We start from the raw sequence: 18,025 nt of genomic DNA on the forward strand, positions 1-18,025 counted from the left end.
GATATCTTGAGTGATTCAAAAATTCCTAACATTGTTGATTTGGAAGAAAAAATTTCTGATTTATTAAAAAAAGAAGGATTGACTGACTCTCCATACTCTGATCTACTATCTTTTAGTTTAAACAAATTCAAAAAACAAAATTTGGATGAACAATACTATGGCTTTCATAATGTAAGTCATGAGTTAATTGTTACCTACAACACACTACTTGCATCCAGGGGAGAAGAATTCAAGTCTATTATTTTAAAAGATGATTTTAAACATCTTTTTGCTGCTGCATTATTTCATGATTATGAGCCAGATAAAAAACAGGATAAACCCCATGAAATTCTAGCCTCTAATTTTGTTACTACGGATAATTCTTTACTCCACTTATTTGAAAAATGTGGAATTGATCCTAACCTTGTTGCTGTCCTGATTTTAAAAACTACATACCCATGGGAATCCCAAAAAAGTGATATTATGAAAATCATCTCAAAACATTTTTCCGAATCTATTTTTGCCAATGATCCAAATAAACAAAAACATTATCTGTACTTGGGTTGGTTCTTATCTGTTACAGACAGAATAGGAGCATACGCTTATGGTGAATTTTTAGATTCCCTTGGGTTAGCTAAAAAAAATGCTCATTCAATGGGATGGAATCCTGAATATTTAGTGAAACATGCAGTTGCATATTTTGAACAATTGATATCCGATGAGAAAGAAATGACAGACAAAGTTCTTCGCTCATTACCAAAAGAAATGCGTGATAGATTTGTAAATAACGTATTGTCTTTTTCTAAACTTCGAGAAAAAGAGATACAAGTAAGGGCTAATGTTGTTTATGATAAAATACCATTAATTCCACATTTTGAAAAAGAAAAAGATTTTGATTCTGAATTCCAAAAAAGACTATTTGAAATATATGATGAAATTCCTGACACTTTGCAATTTAACAAAAAAACATTTTTTGAATCTCTTAAAGACTCTAAAACCATTTTGGTTACATTGCGATATGGTTCTGAATCTGGTATGATTGTTGGATTTGCAAAGGGAGGCCCACTTGAGAATTATTCTCTAATCAGGGACATCTCTGATGAGAATTTTGGAAAATCTAACACTGTGTTTTTGGAACCTCTGGCCCTTGAGATGGGTTATTGGGGTCATGGCGGTGGACCTAGTATGAGAAAGATGTTTAATGAAATTGCGAAGAATCAGGGGTATTCCTATTTGACCAGCTTACAATTACGTGATGTCATACAAAATAGAATAGACAGACATGAAAACATTGAATTTGTTCAGAAATTAAACCCAGAAAGATTGGATTACTATCGTGTTACCCTGTAATACGTACAAAATGAGTAATTTTTCAGAATTTACTCAAAATTTTACTAAATAAGCCAGTTCATATAGTGAATAAATTAACCAATATTGGTCATATTTTTGGTCTTAGAAACAATCAATGCCGATTCTGTATGTCGCAGATGTGGAAAAAAAGGAATGCTCACAGACAATGACACTGGAGAGCGATTTTGTGGTCAATGTGGATATGTAATTACTGAAACACTCCAGGATTCTGGACCTGAATGGAGATCATTTTCTAAAGAAGGAGGGGCTGATCCTACAAGAACTGGAGCTCCCACATCTTTGGCAATGCATGATAGAGGACTTGCTACAATAATTAATCCCATCAATCGTGATTCTTCTGGTAAACCTCTTACTTCTACAATGAAGAGTACTATTGAGAGGTTAAGAACTTGGGATAGTAGAAGTAAAGTAAATGCTTCTGCTGATAAAAATTTACGACAAGCCCTTAATGAGTTGGCTAGATTAAAAGACAAACTTTCATTATCTGATTCTGTAATTGAAAAAGCCGCTTACATCTACAGAAAAGCATTGGAGAAAGGTCTTGTTAAGGGACGTTCAATTTCTGCATTAATAGCATCTGCCCTTTATGCTGCATGTCGAGATACTGAAACACCTCGAACCCTAAAAGATGTTGCAGAAGCAGGTAACATAAAGAAAAAAGACATTGCAAGATGCTACAGATTATTACATAAAGAATTAGAATTAAAAATGCCCGTAGTTGATCCTACTCAATGTGTTTCAAGAATTGCAAGCAAGCTTGGAATTTCTGAGAAGACAAAACGATATGGGATTAAAGTTCTCAAAGAAGCACAAGAACATAAAGAGTCTGCTGGAAAGGATCCAATGGGATTAGCTGCTGCTGCACTATACTTGTCATGTGTAAAGAATTGTGAAGACCGAACTCAACGTGATATTGCTGAAGCTGCAAATGTTACTGAAGTTACTATTAGAAATAGATACAAAGGTCTTAGACTAGATCAGGATATGGAGATATAGGTAGAGAATAATTATACAAAAATGACTCAAACTAAACCCTTAATCTCAATTGTCAATGTTGTTGCTTCTGCCACAATAGACCAAAAACTGGATCTTGTAGATATCACAAAAAAATTCCCTGATGTTGAATACAATCCAGAACAATTCCCAGGAGCTGTCTTTAGACTACGAACTCCAAAGACTGCAACTTTGCTTTTTAGCACTGGAAAAATGGTATGCACAGGAGCAAAATCACACGAATTGGCCGAATCTGCTGTAAATAAGGTGGTAGGGATTCTTAGAAAAGGCAAGATCAAAATAAAAAATGAACCTGTTGTTACAATTCAAAATATTGTTTCTTCAATTAATTTAGGAGGGCGAGTCAATTTAGAGCAAGCTGCAAGAACCCTGCCTAGAAGTATGTATGAACCAGAACAATTTCCAGGATTAATTCACAGAATGCTTGATCCTAAAACTGTAATTCTGATTTTTGCATCAGGAAAACTTGTTTGTGTTGGAGCAAAACTTGAAAAAGAGATACATCGCTCTGTTCACCAAATTCACAGTCTACTTGAAGAAAAGAACCTAATGGTCTATGATTAATTCTGTAATTCTTCTCCGTTGAAATCATTATTGTAATGTTGGTTTTTTAGAATCTTTAATACGTTCATTGGGGCCCTTTATTGTAATGATTCACAAAATTCGTTATTTTGAAACAAAGCAATTATCGCAAGGCGTTTATCTGCAAGATGTTGTAAATGATTTTCTTGCTGAAAAGGGTGATAACATCATAGCAGTTCATCCTGTAATGGATAATACGCTTATAGTTCATTACACCGAATAATCTTTTATTTTTTCTACTCTGACGTTGACTGTTGATAAATTATAATAGTTGATTTCTGAATCATTGTTTTTGAAAATTATGCCGTATTGATAAACAATCATTGTATTATACTGGTAATTATCATTGAATGTATGGCAAATTATTTGGGCGATAAGAACAAAAAACAAGTTCATGATTTACTTAATGAAACTGACAACTGTTTGATGGATGAGATAATGATGGTTCATAAGAGATATTTTATTCCAGATACCTCTTCCCAGGCAAATTCTGAAGGGTATCAAAGCTGTATCTACTGTATTGTGAACTCAAAAGAATAATTTTCCTCGATTTTGTCTAGTCGTCTTTGTTAATGGATACAGTACATGGCAAAAAATAGAAAATGCTGTTATGCACAGCAAATGGATTTTTTAAAATCTTCAGAATTTCTTTCAAAACTGCATTCTTTACACACTTGCCAACTTCGTTTTTTTAGGATTGAAAATGCTGATTCGTAGCATATTGAATACATTTTACCCCCGCAAGTTGGACATGGTAATGGAATATCTATTTTCATCAATTATTTTTATGTAATTTTGAATATAAGGCCCGCGTAGAAATTATCAATCGTTCATTGATTTATGGATTTGAATTTGTTTGATTGTCATCAGAAAAATTTTCAGCCTTTTCGTTTAGTTTGTTTTGATTAAATTCTTCTAGAACTTCTTTTGGAATGCTTATGATGCTTAGATATGCTGCTCTTGCTTCTTCATACGTTCCACCATTTTCAATAATTTGTTCTCTGATACTTTGTGCTTGCTCAAAACTATTTTTTGTAAAGTTTAGTTGGCTTACTATTAATTCACGTATCTCTGGGTTCACCCCGTTAATGTAATCCTCATATTGATATCCTGAATACACTCCAGGACCTGGATTGAACTCTTCAATTGCTTGATCTCGTAGTACATTTGAAATTTGGCGTTGCTGTTCAATGTAAACTTGGTCTGCAACTGGTTTTATTGCCTCTTTTTGTTCTAAAATTAACTCATACAGTAAACCGTGATAATATTTGAATAATGTTTGACCAATTGGGTCTTTTGCAAAATCACTTTCATCTGCACTTAGATATCTTATTGCTTGTTCGGTGTTTAATTTTTCTTGAAGTGATGATATTTGTGAAATCTCTCCTTTAACTTGAAACTGTGTACTTGTTAACCCTGTCATTCCATACCATGATGCTACTACATTGATACTGTAAATTCCAGGAGTCTTCTGTAAGTCTTTGAATTCTCCTCTAAAAACTCCCCATGGGTCTGTAAATGTTTTAGTGGTGTCTGAACCAGTTCTGATTAAAACTTCTGCGCCTTGAATTGGTTTGTAGGCATGATCAACGACTTTGCCTGTAATTACTAATGATTCTCCTGAATAGATGGCTGCTTTTTCTACGTTCATATCAATAATTAGTTCCCATAACTTTGCCTCCGAATTTGGAATAAATGATGATAGAATCATTATTGAGAATAAACCTACAATTACAACCTTGTTTTTGAGCACAACATATCTGCTAATTTTTGCTGTTAAGACAAGGTATGAATAAAATTTCGCTATTTTTCAATTTAATTTGAGTAATTTTCTTCTTTGCAAGGGATAACTCTACTCCCAGCTCATTCTTAAACCCCTAAAATTATCTTACCTTGAATCATGGATTTGGAAAAATTCCGAAATGATGTAAACAAGATGTGTGAAAATCTGTCACCAAATCTTAATCAAAAAGACATCCCAAAATTGAACTATGTTCGGAATCAACTAATTGACATGTATCAAAAAAACTTGGTAAAAATCAATCATTCTATATTGGAATTGATTTGTGCTTCTAATCTAATTTCTAGAGGATATGTCGTTGATGTTGAAAAAGAGATTTCCAAAATTCTTGTTTGTGATATATTTGCCAAAAAGGGTGGAGGAAACACAATAATTGAAATTGAAACTGGTTTTACCCCTCCTGAACACGCAATGGATACTTTGGATTATTATGCTGCAAGAATAATGAGCAAGATTGCAAGATATAGCCAACACTGCTCCAAGTTTTCATTAGCAACTCCTGCAGTGGGAATATTGCCTATCTCTAAGATTTTTTTGTTGCCCCCAAATGCAAGAAAGAAAGAAGATATTGATAAAATCAAGAAGTTATGTGATCGTTACTACAAGAATCCGCCAATAGAATATGATGATATACTTAATGCTCATCTTCATTCAATTTATCTGATAAACATAGACAAGGGATTTGCAAAAGAATTAGATCCACAGGGCTATGTTGATTTGACAGAAAATTTGCTTGATAGAAGTGAAATAAGCTATTGATTTGCCTCAAATATAGAAAAAACTCAAATTCCTCTATTGTTTATGTGAGATAAGATGATTTGTGCAGCTTGTGAGGGAAGAAAACATTACGAATGCATTGATTGCATGAATAATCATAAAGCACATCTTTGTTCATGTGATTGTCATGATGAAAATACACAACCACATCCAATAGGAAAATCCCACTAGTCTTTAATTTTTGAATTTTCTTTCAATCTCTTGTGCCATGGCCTCTAGTTGACTGGTATCTCCGAATTTTCTATATGTCAATTTTTCAAGAGTCTTAATTATGCTAATTGCTGCTCTGTATTGAGGAATTTCAGGCTCATTTAGCTCTCCATACATTCCTATTCCTTGAATGGAATTCTGTTTTGCAAATCCTAGTATCAAACCATTAAATCCTGTAATGATTGATTTTTGGGGAGTAGTCTCTACATCTAATCTTTCCATCTGTCTAGTTAATTCAATATCTGTTGTAGTGATGAATGTCTTTGGATTTTTATCTAAATATCTATTTGTATGAAAACCACCAAGGGTGTAAATGAATTTTGCAGAATATTTTTTTGCAACATCAATTACATCTTGACATAATTCATTTAATTCACTTGTGCTTTGCGGTTGACCTTTTCCTCCTCCAAATATAATTAAATCCTCAGTGAATTTGTATTCCCAACTTTCATTTGGAAGATCAATGTATCCGCCCCTGTCTACAACATATGTGGGAAATGGTGTTTTTGCAATTCTAAAAGTTCTAGTTTTCAGAGAATCATTGATAAAATTTACAACAATACTTCCTACATTTCCCATGTCTTGCATTGCAGCAATGATTATTGGTTTTTCAACATTTGGTTCTTCCTTTTGATCAAAATCCACGTCTTTTCTGATATCTTATGAATTTTAAACATATATCGCAGTTTGAATCTTTAAAATCTTAAAATTATTAAATAAACATGTTTTTTCTAAATATTTTATTTTGACAACTTTAATTTGTTTTTCAAATTATTTTGAAATTCAATTATTGTACTAGGATCTCTATTTTATAAAATTTAGAAGTAATTTGTCAAATCAGATTTGATCTAATGTAGGATTTTTTAGATTGAAGAAAATGATCCACAAACTCCAATTGAACGCAGTATTCTTGTTTATTGTTTTTTCATATTGTTAATTTTTGATAAAACGAGCCTGGCTTCAAGATTGAAATTTTTCCCAATAGGTGACAATTCTATCATATTTTAACTCTTGCAGATTTTTCTCTGATTATTTAATGATCGTCAAAAACATGAAGATTCATAAGGCAAAAAAACATTCTATCGACAAATTATGGAAACATCCATGGAAAATATTGGAACATTGGAATATGTTCTTGACAAATATTCCAAAATTTGGAGCTGGAAGATCACTGGTGAGCGTGCCGTCAGTATGATTTCTAGGCTGGTTCCTGAGGCATGGTATGGCGAAACTGCCAATGAGGTCATTGTTCCTGACAGCACTGAGAGTGTAAAGCAAATCAAACTAATTCTTGACCGTTATCCTCTTGAAATACTATCAAAATCTGCATGGCAGAGAAAAATTATCAAAACATTTGCTCCAAAACCCGCCCTGCCTCCAATCAAACACAAATTAAAAAAAGCAAAAACTGGGGAGCAATTTCGTGGTAAACTCCTAAACTTCCAAAAAGAAGGATTGGATTTTTTGCTCAAATCCTCCGGAAATGCTTTACTTGCAGATGAAATGGGTTTGGGAAAAACTGTACAAACATTATCTTATGTGGCAACTGAAAAACAAACTTTCCCTCTGCTTGTAGTTGCCCCCCTTGTTACTCTGAATAATTGGGAAAGAGAAATTCAGAAATTCCTAAAGAAGAAAAGCAAGAATGGCAGAATACTGGAATCTGAATCTCCTAGTGTAACTTTGATTAGAACTGGAAAATCAAAAGAACTTCCAAAGACTGACATTTACGTAATTAATTATGAATTGCTATTCAAAAGACAAAAAGACATTGCAAAACTTGGAATCAAAACAATTGTTTGTGATGAGGTCCACAACTTAAGATCAAAAACTACACAAAAGTACAAGTCTGTTAAGAAATTAGCTGCTCTTCCATCTGTTTTGTATAGGATTGGTCTTTCTGGAACTCCTATTTACAATCGAGGTTCTGAAATCTGGCCTATTATTGATATTATAAAGCCTGGACTGCTTGGAAGCTTTAAGGAATTTTGTGAATACTTTTGTTATGTTAATGAAAAAGGCAAAGCAATTGTTTTAGAAAATAAACGTGATTCGCTTAGAAATGAATTGCAAAAACATGTAATGCTGCGAAGGAAAAAATCTGATGTACTAAAAGAACTAAAAGACAAAGTTCGATACAAAGAGGTTATAGCATCTGATACTGATTACTATCTTGAAGAACTTGATAAAATCTGGAAAAAACTAGAGGAAGAACAAAAGGTAGCTGAGACTGAATTCTCAAAATCTGCTTCGTATCATAGGGCAATTCAAAGTGAAAGACAGATTGCAGGAATTGCAAAACTGCCACATGTAATTAATTTTGTAAAAAATATCATGGAAATTGAAGAAAGTGTGGTGGTGTTTTGCCATCACAAAGTAATCCACAAATTATTGCATGAGAGCCTCCAAGAATTTTCACCTGTCTCAATAATTGGTGGACAAACCGATAGTTTTAGACAGGATCAGATTGATAAATTCCAGAAAGGCGAGTCAAAACTCATGATAGCTGGACTTCGTGCAGGAAACGTCGGCATTAATTTGACTAGGGCAAAATATGTGATCTTTGCAGAACTTGACTGGAGTCCTGCAATTCACCGACAAGCAGAAGACCGTTTACATAGGATAGGGCAAAAGAATACTGTCTTTGCATACTATTTGATTGGAAATGGAACTCTAGATGATCATGTCGCAAACATTCTAGTCGATAAGAGTTATGAGATTGATGCTATCATGGATGAGACTGCTGATAACTATGAGAACAAGAACAAGGCCGAGTTGATCCTTGCTCAAATTCAAGACAAAATACGCTCAAAGTAATTAAATTTCTAATTTTCCTTTTAGTTTGGATAGTTTTTCTACCATGCTGTCCTTTTTTGGAATCTCTAAGTTTGAATTTTGAATTTCTCTAATTACTTCATCAATTAAACTCATTATCTCTACACTTGTTTTTGATTCCTCGAAATTTATTTTATCAAATCCTTCAGTTTCTGTCTTGTCTATTTCTTCGATTCCTTCTGGTAATATTTCAAAAACCTTCACTAGTTTTTCTTCTTGTCTTTGGGGTGACATTAAAACAAACTGGTTCTTCCTTAATTTTTCAAGATCTTCGGATATCTTCTCTTCATTTATGTTTAAGGTATCTGTAATTTCATTAATGCTGCATGATTTTATTTGAAGCAGTCTCAGGATTTTTGCCCAAATTGGAATATCATTACTCCAAAGAATCTCATTTGCTAGCTGAGTCATGGTAAAAGAGCCATCATCATTAAGTGAAATCATTTTTCTGTCTTTCAATGATGCTAATGCATCAAGGATTCTTCCCACTCCCAATCTCTTTAAATTTGAATTTTCTAGATTTTTTTCATTAAATGTTCCGTTTTCTTTTTTTGCCAAATGCAAAATTTCTAAATCAACAGTTCCTAGTTTTCTCATATCGTATTCTTGCCTCCAAGACTAATCATTCTTTGCACCTTTTGATTTCTTCGTGAATTTTCTCCAAAGATTTTCTTGTTTCTTTTAGGTTGGAGATGTTTGAAATTACCCATTTTTGGTATTCTTCTACTGAACTAAGGTTCGTTTCTGGATTTGTTAATTGCTTTGCTAAAAACCATGTTTCTCTGTATGCAAATATTATTTTTCCAATCAGTAATCCTTTGTTGTTATGAAAAATTTGTAAAAGCTCTTCAATCTCTTCTTTCCTGTCTTTGTTTTCATCTATGATTTTTTTAAACTCTGTATCTTTTAGATGATGAAATCTCTCAAAAACTTGATTGCTTGTATTTCTCATTTTACGAATCCTTTCCTCATAATTTTCTAAAAACTTGACTGCCCAATCTTTTGCAATTTTATTATTTGATAAATTGATGTTTTGTGTTTTGGTAATCTCGTTAATTGTTTGATTGATAATATCCAAATGCCATGCTACAAACTCGTTTAATTCATCGACATTGTCCATCTTTTTGCATATCCATGAAAAGAGTGAAACTGTCTGTTGGCTATTTGGAAAAACTATACTGATGCTAGGATGAATCATATTTTTTTCAGATGTTTTTTCAATAAAAACTTGATTCAGAATCTACTTCAAAAATATATGTGGATACTAATTATTTGACTTATGGTTCATTACGAACTTCCAAGATTGCCATATGGTTATGATGAACTTGAGCCCTTTATCGATAAAGAGACAATGCAAATTCATCACAAAAAACATCACCAGTCATATGTTGATGGTTTGAACAAATCACTTGAATCAATTGGCGGAGATGCTCATCCAAAGTATATCTCAGCTATACTCTCAGATCTGAATAGTGTTCCTGAATCTGCAAGAAGTACAATCAATTTTTTTGGTGGTGGTTTTGAAAATCATAGATTGTTTTGGGAGACAATGAATCCAAAAAATGATGGAGTTCCTGGTGGAAAATTAGAAGATGCCATAGATGTGTATTTTGATAGCTTTGATAATTTTAAAAAAATATTTTCAGAGAATGCTTTGTCTATTCAAGGAAGTGGATGGTGCTGGCTTGTTTTTAATCCAACATACAACAAAATTGAAATTATGACAACATCCAATCAAACTAGTCCTTGGACTGTACAAAAAACTCCTTTGCTAGGATTGGATGTTTGGGAGCATGCATACTATCTAAAATATCAAAATAGAAGACCAGAGTATGTTCAGAATTGGTGGAATGTTGTAAATTGGGATTATGTAGGTAATCGCTTTTCTGAGCTTGCATGAAATTGTCTAATTTGGATAAATTCTTTTAAATTAAAATTCATTTTTGCACCTCATGAACAAGACTCTAAGATATATTGCAATTCTTGCAATTCTTCCCTTGTTTACAGCAGGATTGACAACTGATTATTTTGCAGATGCCAACGCTCTCAAAAGTAAAGGTACTAGCACCTCTCAATATGGTTCAAGTACTGGTGTCTGTGGAGTGCAGCTGTGTTCTGAAATCCCTGGTGGTAAAGCCGCATGGATGGAACAACAAAAATCAACTCCTGTAACACCAGCTCCTGAAAAAGAAGCCATGGTGGAAAAAGAAGTCATGATGAAAGAAAAAGCCATGATGAAATCCACTATGGAAAAAGAAGCTGATGTTAACATGGGATCTGAACTTAGATTATCAAGAACAAATGTTCCTGCAACAATCCCTATGCATCATGGATACTATAATGGTGAAGATGTATTTTTCATCATCACTGATTCTAGTGATCCTACACATGCAGATATCATAACAAAGAATCAAGGCTGGCAAGTTGAACTTGCGCCTTTATTGAAAAATGCACCAAAATCTGCCCTTTCAAAAACATTCATGTTTACAAACGGCGTTGAAGGCGATGGCGTACACGGATACCAAAGTGAAGTTTTTACCAGTACTCCTGCACAAGCAGAAAAGTATAGTGCATTAACATCTCATGTACATGTTACATGGAATGAAGGTACCACACCAAGAGTACTTGATTCTGAAGAGATGATCATGGATGCTGCAGAATCTGAAGTAACACTGACTCCAGTTGATGTTGTATTGAATATGCCGCAAATTGTTTGGCCAGAAGGACAAATGATGGTTAAAGAAGACAAGACATTAACTGATGAAACACCATATGGTGGTGGACAAGTTCTTGATATCGACAAAGAAGAGATGACAGTAACTTTCATTGCTCATCGTGGATGGGGGCCTGATGGTAGAACAATCTATTACATTGTAACAGATGCTACTCCTAGCGGTCCAGCTGAGATGATGGGTGTTGTTAGTTCACCAACATCTGCAAAATTAATTGCAAACTCTGCAGCAGTAGATTTGTATCAATTCAAAAATGGTCTAAAGGGAACTGGTCCATTAGGATTCCAACCAGGAATTGCCACAGGTGCACCTGGCGATGCAAATTATTCTCCAATGTGGAGAATATTTGTAACAGGATGGACAAATCCCGATGAGGCACAATTGCTAGAAACAATTGATGATTTGAATGCATACAGAGAAGCAGGATTGATCGATATTGGTATTGCTCGTCCAATGGACAAAGATCACATTGTGAACTGTCCATTCATTGATCCATTCCAATAAGTTCCAATTCTTTTCTTTTTTATTCTTTACATCTGTTAATTTTATTGTGTTTTAACTTACAAATTTTCAGAGAATTTACTTACTACTTTATCTCTGATAATGAGTATAGTATGATATGAGCATCACAGGAATGTACATGCTAAACACTGGGGGATATGTTCCAGAAAAGATTACACAAGCACTTGACATGCTATACGTGGATAGAAAAAATGAGTTTCGTGAACTATCTCAAGTATTGCTAAATGAAAAAGCACTCAAAGCAATGCCTAACTGGAAACAATTTGTCATGAATTTTTGTCTTGATGTAGAGGAGGCATTTAAGACATGGTCTGGCAAGAGTCGACTTTTGCCCAGTTCTCCCCAAAAAGCACTAACTATCTTAAGACAATTAGGACATGACAAGACATCGATGAACCAACTGGCACATCTGTTAAACATGTCTTACAACTTGTCAGTTGAATTCAAAGAGATCTATAGGCGACTAAAATAACCTCTCTTTTTATTTTCACTTGGGATTTTTGTGACTCTGCATAAACTTTCATCTAGCAATACTTAACACTGAATACTCTTCTTAGTAATTATGATTGATGTAAAAGATTTGAGAGTGTGCACTGATTGCGGAACCGTGTATAATGATAAATTTTCTAGAGGGTTATGTCCAAATTGTCATACTAACAACTATGAGCAAATATCTGCTGATAGTGGTGTAGGAAATTTAGAACGATAAAATAGAATCAAAAAACTAAATAAATTTGAAATCTATTCTGTTTTGCATTTTTGTTGTTTTTCAAATCTAGGAAACTTTAGCTTGTAGCATATTCTGCAATACAGTTGATTTGACACACATATTAGGGCCTGCCCTAGTATATCATCTTTTAACTGACGAAATTGTTTTTTCTAAAACTTTGAATTAATTATGAAGCAATAACGCATCCTTGGGAATCAAGTAAATTCCCACACGTTTGGCATTCCCACTTTTCATCATTACTTGATTGTGTGTTTTTTACTGCATTGCAAACCCTACATCGAATAGACATTACTTTGTTTTTCTCCTCGATGTTTTTACTTTGATGAGATTGACGACATGTATCTTTTCATGATCACGAACTTTGTCAAAAGTGTATGAAGTTCCTTCCCATTTGAAATTGCATTCTTTACAACTGTATTTCATTTCACTGAATTTTCATCTTTCTTTTGATGTTCTTTGAATGAATCTACATCATCTATTTTTGCAGTTTTACAAGAACCGAATTTGAGTTTTTTAATTATTTTTTCGAACATACTTTTGATACTGTTCTTACTGATATATACCAGAGTAATTTTCTAACTTGTACCTATTTTTCTATATTTATTTTAATTAACTATAGATTAATGTGCATGGGTATATATTACAGATAAGACTCTATATAGTATGACAAATGAAACAAACCCAACAATAGTCGTCGCAAATGATGGCAAAAAAGAAGAACCAAAGAAAGAAGAGCAAAAGAAAGATGCTCCAAAATCAGACAAATAGAATAACATCCTATTACACCCTTTTCATGGGATGAAATAATTTTAAAAATTAAAATAAATAAAAACACAATTACAAACTCATCATTACTGTTGGAATTTTGATAATTACTTTTCAGACCACCAATAATGTTTCTCAGATATATTGTGGTGAAGGAACACGTGGAGAATTTTTTTAAGATAAGGATTAATTTTGAAATTCATTAAATGGATTCCTTTTTCCAGACGTTGCATGCAGGACATCTGTTTACTTCGTTTTCGTTGATTTGCTTCAAGAATACGTTGCCGCATTTTCCACAAGATCTTAGATTATTCATTTCAAGCATGATTCTATTACACGTTACTCACTTAAGAACTAGCGCAATTTGTCGATGTGGGTTAATTAGGATGAAGTGACTACTAGTATTATGAATACCGCCCCTTCATGGAGACAAAAAATCTGTATTGACTGCAAGAGAGTTAGATGTCAGAATGGATGCAATTGCGATTGTCATTGGGAACCATGATAATATAATGAACTATTTACTAAACTTGGTTCGAGATTATTTAATAATAGAAAAAAACAGTAGGAATATTTTTGGATAATATTTCAAACCTTTTCTTGCAAATATCTGCAAATATCGATTTACCTATAATTGCAATTGTGGTTAGTTCCATAACTGCATCTATGTTTGTCTCAATGGTTATAATTACCTGGAAGAGCATTCATGAAAATACAAAGGCCTCCTATGCCCAACTGCTAAGGGGATTTCATGAAGACTTGACCACCCGTCTTAACAAAAATTCTGTTCTCAAAACCACTGAGGACTGTAAACGATATGCCTATGATTATCTGAATACCCTCGATAAGATTGCGTTTTTAGACATTAATGGCAAAATTCCGCAGGGAATTGGGAAATATCTTAGTAGGTTTTTTGCATATGGTCTGAACATTATAGAGTGGCATGATGATATGATAGGGGAGAATTTTTTAGAATCTGCAAAAAATAACTGGCCAAACTATTTTCTATATTGTAAAAAATACGACATATCTAAAAATCCCGGAGATAAGCTTCCGCAAATTATGCTCGAGTATAACAAACTAAGTGATCGGGAATTGCAATGATTTGAGATAATTTCTTCTACTTTACATGCTGTAAATACTTCAAAGATCCAACGATCTCATCAATTATTGGCTCTATCTTTGTCGTGGATTTAGCAGAAACTAATACCACATAATTGCTCACTGGAATCGTAATAATCTTTATGCTCTTTCTTTTTGATATGATGTATTCTAGCTGCCCTAAAACACTATCAAGATCCTTTTTCATAAATAATTCTAATGCGTGTCCCATACAGATCTTGTATTGTTCTATTTCTGCAATTGGAATGATTCCCTTTTTGTAATTGCCTGCAATAAGATTGCCCATGTTATTTATAACTCCGACAAATCTGATTTCTGGAAAATTCAGAATATGCTTGCTTGTAGCTTCCCAATGCACTGTATTTTCAAATGTTAATTTTGACATCATATTGTTTGGTTGTTGTTTGTATTAAGGTTATAATGGACTGATTTGGAAAATTATGAAACTGATTTGACACAATTCATTGGTATTTGTATCTGTAAACATGGTAATTTTTCTCTTGATCATTTGAATAATGCTTCAAAGGATAATTCAATTCATCTGTCATGTCCAAGAAAAACTCTTGCATGTATGGGTCTAGTTTATTGTAAATGTCTTGACCAACTATGATCTGGTTTGGCTTTGCCAAATTTTGTATCTTTGCTGCTACATTCATTGCAGGTCCAAGCAAATCGACATATGCCTTTTGTTCATCCGCGCCATATCTGACTACCGTATTATTGCCAAAATCAATTCCAATCTTTATGCTAATCTCAGAGAGCGCCATTTTTTCAATTAGGATTGGGTTTATTCCTTGTTTTACTACCTTTATCATGGATTCTGCACAGGCCACTGTGTTATATGCAGCAGGAATCTGGTCTGTCTCGTTTTCTACAAAATATCCTATAACTGCATCACCTACAAATTTTAGAACATATCCATGAAACTTTTCAATCATATACGACATTTCTTGAGAAAATGAGCTTATTATTGTCGATAGTTTGTCAGGGGGCAATGTCATACTCATTTTAGTAGAACCGACAATATCCACATACAGTACTGCCATGTTTATTTGCCCAAACACATTTTTTCTCAGAAATTTTTCAGACGAATCAATCACTCTGGTGTATTGATATCCTTTTTCCAATGCATTGTTGATTCTGTCTTGCACATTTTTTATCAGCGTGTCTGAATCAATTGTTTTATCCGGATTTTTGCTCAAAAGCATGTCTATTATGTTGGGCGTTTTTTCTTTGCCTGATTTAAAACTCATTGATTTGTATTGTATTACTAGTATATACACCATAATTTTCATTTGTTTTTTCATGCTTACCTTTTCACAATTTTGATAAGTTTGATGCTCCTTATCTTTGGATACTGTTTTCCAAATTATTTGTAGAATAGATATCCTAAAGAGTACTAAACTATATTCAGATACTATGAACAAAGAAAAAGTTATGAAGAATTTTATAAAATGTACCTTTTGCGGCAAGTCTGATAATGTTGAATATTTGGGTGGACTTGATTGGTTTTGTAATAAGAGATGTCATTACAATTTCAGGCATCAAAAGATTGATCAAGAATGATCATAATATGACCATACTGACAAACTTGTCTACAAAACTAACAAGTATGTCAGCGTAGGTTAATACTCTATAAAATAAGATCATGTATTGTCTATATCATCTAAATTACATACAACAAAAATGAATTTTACATATGGCTTTCTTATTGCAATTGTTTCTGTGTTAGTTATGTCTAGTTTCAGTGAAAATACTTTTGCTCAAGAAGTCATAATCCCTTCCCCTTTTAGTTTAGGTGCAAACCATGGGGGTTCTATGATAAAAATGGAAACCGTTTCAGATGATGGTTCTACCTGGATATTAATTACATCTACAGAACCTGTGGAAAGAGAACACATGACAATCAATGTTAGATTCACTGATAAAAATGGACTAGAGATTTATGATGTAAACTATGATATTTTGGTGACTCAAAACGATCAAGTGATTTTAGATAAAACAATGATTAATCAAAAAATTGCAATTGGTGATCATCTTACAGAAGCATTACCCAGCAATGAGAATGTGAACATCAAGATTACACTGCAGGGAACTGGGGTAAACATCCCTTTGACTGGCCCTCATGGAGAATCCCTTGAGGTTAATGTGGTTCCTGAATTTGGGACGATAGCAATGATGATTTTAGTAGTTTCAATTGTAAGTATAGTGGCAATTAGTGCCAAAAGCAAACTATCTCTCAAACTTTAGACTTTTCATGCCTGTTAATTGAGATAGGTTATAAACAGTGATTCTGTTAAATAATTGGTTTCAATATTGGGAAAATCTGTCAATCCTAAAGTAATACAAATTCTAAAAACAAAATCTCTTGCAGCTACTTTTGATCCTAGTATGAAAACTCTTATGCGTATAGTAAAATTCATGATGGAACACCCCTCTGGCGGGAAAACACAGTTAGCCCTTGATACCAAACTAAACTATGCAAGACTTGCAAAACACATAGTATGGATGGAGAAAAAGGGCCTAGTTGAATCTACAATTGAAGAAAATAAGATCAACATTACTCTGACAAAAACTGGTAGAGATTTTGCAAAATTAATTTCAAAGATTATCTAGATCACACATTTACAAAAACGTCTACTATACTATCACATAGGTACATTAAACACACCATCATGTCAGCGTTGGTTAATACCGTAAATCTCATTTAACATACAATGACAAAAATAAAACAAATTCTAATACTTCCTGTATTAGCAGTATTGATTTCTATGATTGCTTTTTCTGCTCAAGACGCAGAAGCATTAGTTTCTACAGTCAATAGTGAAATATCCTGTGAAGCTCCAGCAGTAGGTGGAACATGGAACTCTGTTACTACAACATGTACAGTAGCAACTTTGGTAATTGGTCCAACTGATAAAGTAACAGTTGGAACTGGTGTTAATTTTGACATTGGAACCGTAACTAGCAGTGGTGTGATCCAAAATAACGGACAAATTAACATCGCAAGTGGCGGTGTAATTACAACTTCAGGCAAAGTTATCAATAATGGTGTTATTGATAGTGTAACTGGTACAATAACAAACAGTGGACTATTCTATAACTATGATGCCATAACCTCATCTGGAACAATCACTAATGGTCCAACAGGTGTGATTCAAAATTTCGGTCACATTGATAGTACTGGCGTGATTACCTCCTCTGGTACCATAAACGTGAAAGAAAGTGGTATCTTGAGTAGTAGTGGTGTATTTACCAACTCTATGTATGTGACTAATGATGGTACAATCATGACAACTGGCACATTTACTAATAGCGGTCCTGTTATGAACAATGATACAATCCTAAATCAAGGCTTGTTTACCAACAGTAATACAATCACAAACTGGGGTCAGATAATCAATCTATGTGGTGGCTCTATCACAAATTCAGGAACAATAGAAGTACACACAATAATACAACTCTGCATAGCATAACCACTTTTTTATTTTTTTTAGATTAGATTTTATTCAAATTCTTTATCGTAAAGAGCAACTTTTTGGTCTCAGATATTTAGTATATGCAGTATCTTGGTTATTTTAGGAT

Annotated in this window: 23 protein-coding genes; 15 read left to right on the forward strand and 8 right to left on the reverse strand. The window is 33.5% G+C overall.

The annotated features are described in order from the left end of the window. Positions 1 to 6 precede the first annotated feature (6 nt). The 4 genes from K5790_RS02115 to K5790_RS02130 all read left to right on the forward strand — a co-directional run bounded on the left by K5790_RS02115 (position 7) and on the right by K5790_RS02130 (position 3,169). Entirely contained in the window at positions 7 to 1,329 is a 1,323-nt protein-coding gene (locus K5790_RS02115) for a hypothetical protein (protein WP_297592071.1), read from the forward strand. 96 nt (positions 1,330 to 1,425) lie between these two features. Continuing rightward, on the forward strand, positions 1,426 to 2,346 hold the full coding sequence (locus K5790_RS02120; RefSeq protein WP_297592072.1) for a TFIIB-type zinc ribbon-containing protein: 921 nt from the start codon (positions 1,426 to 1,428) through the stop codon (positions 2,344 to 2,346). Positions 2,347 to 2,367: 21 nt separating this feature from the next. After that, entirely contained in the window at positions 2,368 to 2,928 is a 561-nt protein-coding gene (locus K5790_RS02125; RefSeq protein WP_297592073.1) for a TATA-box-binding protein, read from the forward strand. Positions 2,929 to 3,013: 85 nt separating this feature from the next. Continuing rightward, the gene (locus K5790_RS02130) at positions 3,014 to 3,169 is read left to right on the forward strand and encodes a hypothetical protein (RefSeq protein ID WP_297592074.1); all 156 of its coding nucleotides are present in this window, start codon (positions 3,014 to 3,016) and stop codon (positions 3,167 to 3,169) included. A gap of 385 nt (positions 3,170 to 3,554) precedes the next feature. On the opposite strand, the gene K5790_RS02135 is transcribed toward K5790_RS02130, so the two are convergent. After that, a complete protein-coding gene (locus K5790_RS02135; RefSeq protein WP_297592075.1) occupies positions 3,555 to 3,722 on the reverse strand; it encodes a hypothetical protein in 168 nt (55 codons plus the stop codon). A gap of 62 nt (positions 3,723 to 3,784) precedes the next feature. After that, entirely contained in the window at positions 3,785 to 4,699 is a 915-nt protein-coding gene (locus K5790_RS02140) for a carboxypeptidase-like regulatory domain-containing protein (protein ID WP_297592076.1), read from the reverse strand. Positions 4,700 to 4,846: 147 nt separating this feature from the next. Between K5790_RS02140 and K5790_RS02145 the strand changes: the two genes are divergently transcribed. Both K5790_RS02145 and K5790_RS02150 read left to right on the forward strand, forming a co-directional pair. Then, complete coding sequence (locus tag K5790_RS02145) at positions 4,847 to 5,506, forward strand: hypothetical protein (protein WP_297592077.1); 660 nt, start codon at positions 4,847 to 4,849, stop codon at positions 5,504 to 5,506. Between the two features lie 54 nt (positions 5,507 to 5,560). After that, a complete protein-coding gene (locus K5790_RS02150) occupies positions 5,561 to 5,695 on the forward strand; it encodes a hypothetical protein (protein WP_297592078.1) in 135 nt (44 codons plus the stop codon). A gap of 3 nt (positions 5,696 to 5,698) precedes the next feature. Here the strand turns inward: K5790_RS02150 and K5790_RS02155 are convergent, their stop codons facing one another. Further along, complete coding sequence (locus K5790_RS02155; protein WP_297592079.1) at positions 5,699 to 6,379, reverse strand: PAC2 family protein; 681 nt, start codon at positions 6,377 to 6,379, stop codon at positions 5,699 to 5,701. A gap of 447 nt (positions 6,380 to 6,826) precedes the next feature. On the opposite strand from K5790_RS02155, the gene K5790_RS02160 reads away from it, so the two are divergent. After that, positions 6,827 to 8,551, forward strand: a complete 1,725-nt coding sequence (locus K5790_RS02160; protein ID WP_297592080.1) for a DEAD/DEAH box helicase — start codon at positions 6,827 to 6,829, stop codon at positions 8,549 to 8,551. On the opposite strand, the gene K5790_RS02165 is transcribed toward K5790_RS02160, so the two are convergent. Together K5790_RS02165 and K5790_RS02170 are read right to left on the reverse strand one after the other, a co-directional pair. Then, positions 8,552 to 9,166: an ArsR family transcriptional regulator gene (locus K5790_RS02165; RefSeq protein WP_297592081.1), complete on the reverse strand. Its 615-nt coding sequence runs from the start codon at positions 9,164 to 9,166 to the stop codon at positions 8,552 to 8,554. 25 nt (positions 9,167 to 9,191) lie between these two features. Then, positions 9,192 to 9,767, reverse strand: a complete 576-nt coding sequence (locus K5790_RS02170) for a hypothetical protein (RefSeq protein WP_297592082.1) — start codon at positions 9,765 to 9,767, stop codon at positions 9,192 to 9,194. An 81-nt stretch (positions 9,768 to 9,848) separates the two neighbouring features. Here K5790_RS02170 and K5790_RS02175 point away from each other — a divergent pair, with 81 nt between their 5' ends. The 4 genes from K5790_RS02175 (at position 9,849) to K5790_RS02190 (ending at position 12,532) form a co-directional block, all read left to right on the forward strand. After that, positions 9,849 to 10,469 (forward strand): superoxide dismutase, encoded by a 621-nt coding sequence (locus K5790_RS02175; protein WP_297592083.1) that lies wholly within the window; start codon positions 9,849 to 9,851, stop codon positions 10,467 to 10,469. A 52-nt stretch (positions 10,470 to 10,521) separates the two neighbouring features. Next, positions 10,522 to 11,805, forward strand: coding sequence for a hypothetical protein (locus tag K5790_RS02180; RefSeq protein ID WP_297592084.1), 1,284 nt, complete (start codon positions 10,522 to 10,524; stop codon positions 11,803 to 11,805). Positions 11,806 to 11,920: 115 nt separating this feature from the next. Continuing rightward, entirely contained in the window at positions 11,921 to 12,295 is a 375-nt protein-coding gene (locus K5790_RS02185; protein WP_297592085.1) for a hypothetical protein, read from the forward strand. Positions 12,296 to 12,385: 90 nt separating this feature from the next. After that, positions 12,386 to 12,532, forward strand: coding sequence for a hypothetical protein (locus K5790_RS02190; RefSeq protein ID WP_297592086.1), 147 nt, complete (start codon positions 12,386 to 12,388; stop codon positions 12,530 to 12,532). Positions 12,533 to 13,520: 988 nt separating this feature from the next. On the opposite strand, the gene K5790_RS02195 is transcribed toward K5790_RS02190, so the two are convergent. Next, on the reverse strand, positions 13,521 to 13,643 hold the full coding sequence (locus K5790_RS02195) for a hypothetical protein (protein WP_297592087.1): 123 nt from the start codon (positions 13,641 to 13,643) through the stop codon (positions 13,521 to 13,523). A 251-nt stretch (positions 13,644 to 13,894) separates the two neighbouring features. Between K5790_RS02195 and K5790_RS02200 the strand changes: the two genes are divergently transcribed. After that, the gene (locus tag K5790_RS02200; RefSeq protein ID WP_297592088.1) at positions 13,895 to 14,422 is read left to right on the forward strand and encodes a hypothetical protein; all 528 of its coding nucleotides are present in this window, start codon (positions 13,895 to 13,897) and stop codon (positions 14,420 to 14,422) included. Between the two features lie 16 nt (positions 14,423 to 14,438). Here the strand turns inward: K5790_RS02200 and K5790_RS02205 are convergent, their stop codons facing one another. Both K5790_RS02205 and K5790_RS02210 read right to left on the reverse strand, forming a co-directional pair. After that, positions 14,439 to 14,825 (reverse strand): DUF6659 family protein, encoded by a 387-nt coding sequence (locus K5790_RS02205; protein ID WP_297592089.1) that lies wholly within the window; start codon positions 14,823 to 14,825, stop codon positions 14,439 to 14,441. 76 nt (positions 14,826 to 14,901) lie between these two features. Beyond that, positions 14,902 to 15,693: an adenylate/guanylate cyclase domain-containing protein gene (locus K5790_RS02210; RefSeq protein WP_297592090.1), complete on the reverse strand. Its 792-nt coding sequence runs from the start codon at positions 15,691 to 15,693 to the stop codon at positions 14,902 to 14,904. A 433-nt stretch (positions 15,694 to 16,126) separates the two neighbouring features. On the opposite strand from K5790_RS02210, the gene K5790_RS02215 reads away from it, so the two are divergent. From K5790_RS02215 to K5790_RS02225, 3 genes are all read left to right on the forward strand, one after another. Next, positions 16,127 to 16,690 (forward strand): PEFG-CTERM sorting domain-containing protein, encoded by a 564-nt coding sequence (locus tag K5790_RS02215; RefSeq protein ID WP_297592091.1) that lies wholly within the window; start codon positions 16,127 to 16,129, stop codon positions 16,688 to 16,690. A gap of 66 nt (positions 16,691 to 16,756) precedes the next feature. Next, the gene (locus tag K5790_RS02220; protein ID WP_297592092.1) at positions 16,757 to 17,056 is read left to right on the forward strand and encodes a winged helix-turn-helix domain-containing protein; all 300 of its coding nucleotides are present in this window, start codon (positions 16,757 to 16,759) and stop codon (positions 17,054 to 17,056) included. A gap of 101 nt (positions 17,057 to 17,157) precedes the next feature. Then, positions 17,158 to 17,916, forward strand: coding sequence for a transporter (locus K5790_RS02225; RefSeq protein ID WP_297592093.1), 759 nt, complete (start codon positions 17,158 to 17,160; stop codon positions 17,914 to 17,916). The last annotated feature ends 109 nt before the right edge of the window (positions 17,917 to 18,025 follow it).

Source organism: Nitrosopumilus sp., from assembly GCF_025698945.1.
Taxonomy (GTDB): Archaea; Thermoproteota; Nitrososphaeria; order Nitrososphaerales; family Nitrosopumilaceae; genus Nitrosopumilus.

Bases quoted from the DNA above. Each gene is read 5' to 3' on its own strand.
- K5790_RS02165 (WP_297592081.1), bottom strand. From the start codon at position 9,166: ATGAGAAAACTAGGAACTGTTGATTTAGAAATTTTGCATTTGGCAAAA.
- K5790_RS02170 (WP_297592082.1), bottom strand. From the start codon at position 9,767: ATGATTCATCCTAGCATCAGTATAGTTTTTCCAAATAGCCAACAGACA.
- K5790_RS02150 (WP_297592078.1), top strand. From the start codon at position 5,561: ATGATTTGTGCAGCTTGTGAGGGAAGAAAACATTACGAATGCATTGAT.
- K5790_RS02195 (WP_297592087.1), bottom strand. From the start codon at position 13,643: ATGCTTGAAATGAATAATCTAAGATCTTGTGGAAAATGCGGCAACGTA.
- K5790_RS02205 (WP_297592089.1), bottom strand. From the start codon at position 14,825: ATGTCAAAATTAACATTTGAAAATACAGTGCATTGGGAAGCTACAAGC.
- K5790_RS02125 (WP_297592073.1), top strand. From the start codon at position 2,368: ATGACTCAAACTAAACCCTTAATCTCAATTGTCAATGTTGTTGCTTCT.
- K5790_RS02135 (WP_297592075.1), bottom strand. From the start codon at position 3,722: ATGAAAATAGATATTCCATTACCATGTCCAACTTGCGGGGGTAAAATG.
- K5790_RS02215 (WP_297592091.1), top strand. From the start codon at position 16,127: ATGAATTTTACATATGGCTTTCTTATTGCAATTGTTTCTGTGTTAGTT.
- K5790_RS02210 (WP_297592090.1), bottom strand. From the start codon at position 15,693: ATGAGTTTTAAATCAGGCAAAGAAAAAACGCCCAACATAATAGACATG.
- K5790_RS02185 (WP_297592085.1), top strand. From the start codon at position 11,921: ATGAGCATCACAGGAATGTACATGCTAAACACTGGGGGATATGTTCCA.
- K5790_RS02175 (WP_297592083.1), top strand. From the start codon at position 9,849: ATGGTTCATTACGAACTTCCAAGATTGCCATATGGTTATGATGAACTT.
- K5790_RS02190 (WP_297592086.1), top strand. From the start codon at position 12,386: ATGATTGATGTAAAAGATTTGAGAGTGTGCACTGATTGCGGAACCGTG.
- K5790_RS02145 (WP_297592077.1), top strand. From the start codon at position 4,847: ATGGATTTGGAAAAATTCCGAAATGATGTAAACAAGATGTGTGAAAAT.
- K5790_RS02180 (WP_297592084.1), top strand. From the start codon at position 10,522: ATGAACAAGACTCTAAGATATATTGCAATTCTTGCAATTCTTCCCTTG.
- K5790_RS02225 (WP_297592093.1), top strand. From the start codon at position 17,158: ATGACAAAAATAAAACAAATTCTAATACTTCCTGTATTAGCAGTATTG.
- K5790_RS02130 (WP_297592074.1), top strand. From the start codon at position 3,014: ATGATTCACAAAATTCGTTATTTTGAAACAAAGCAATTATCGCAAGGC.
- K5790_RS02160 (WP_297592080.1), top strand. From the start codon at position 6,827: ATGGAAACATCCATGGAAAATATTGGAACATTGGAATATGTTCTTGAC.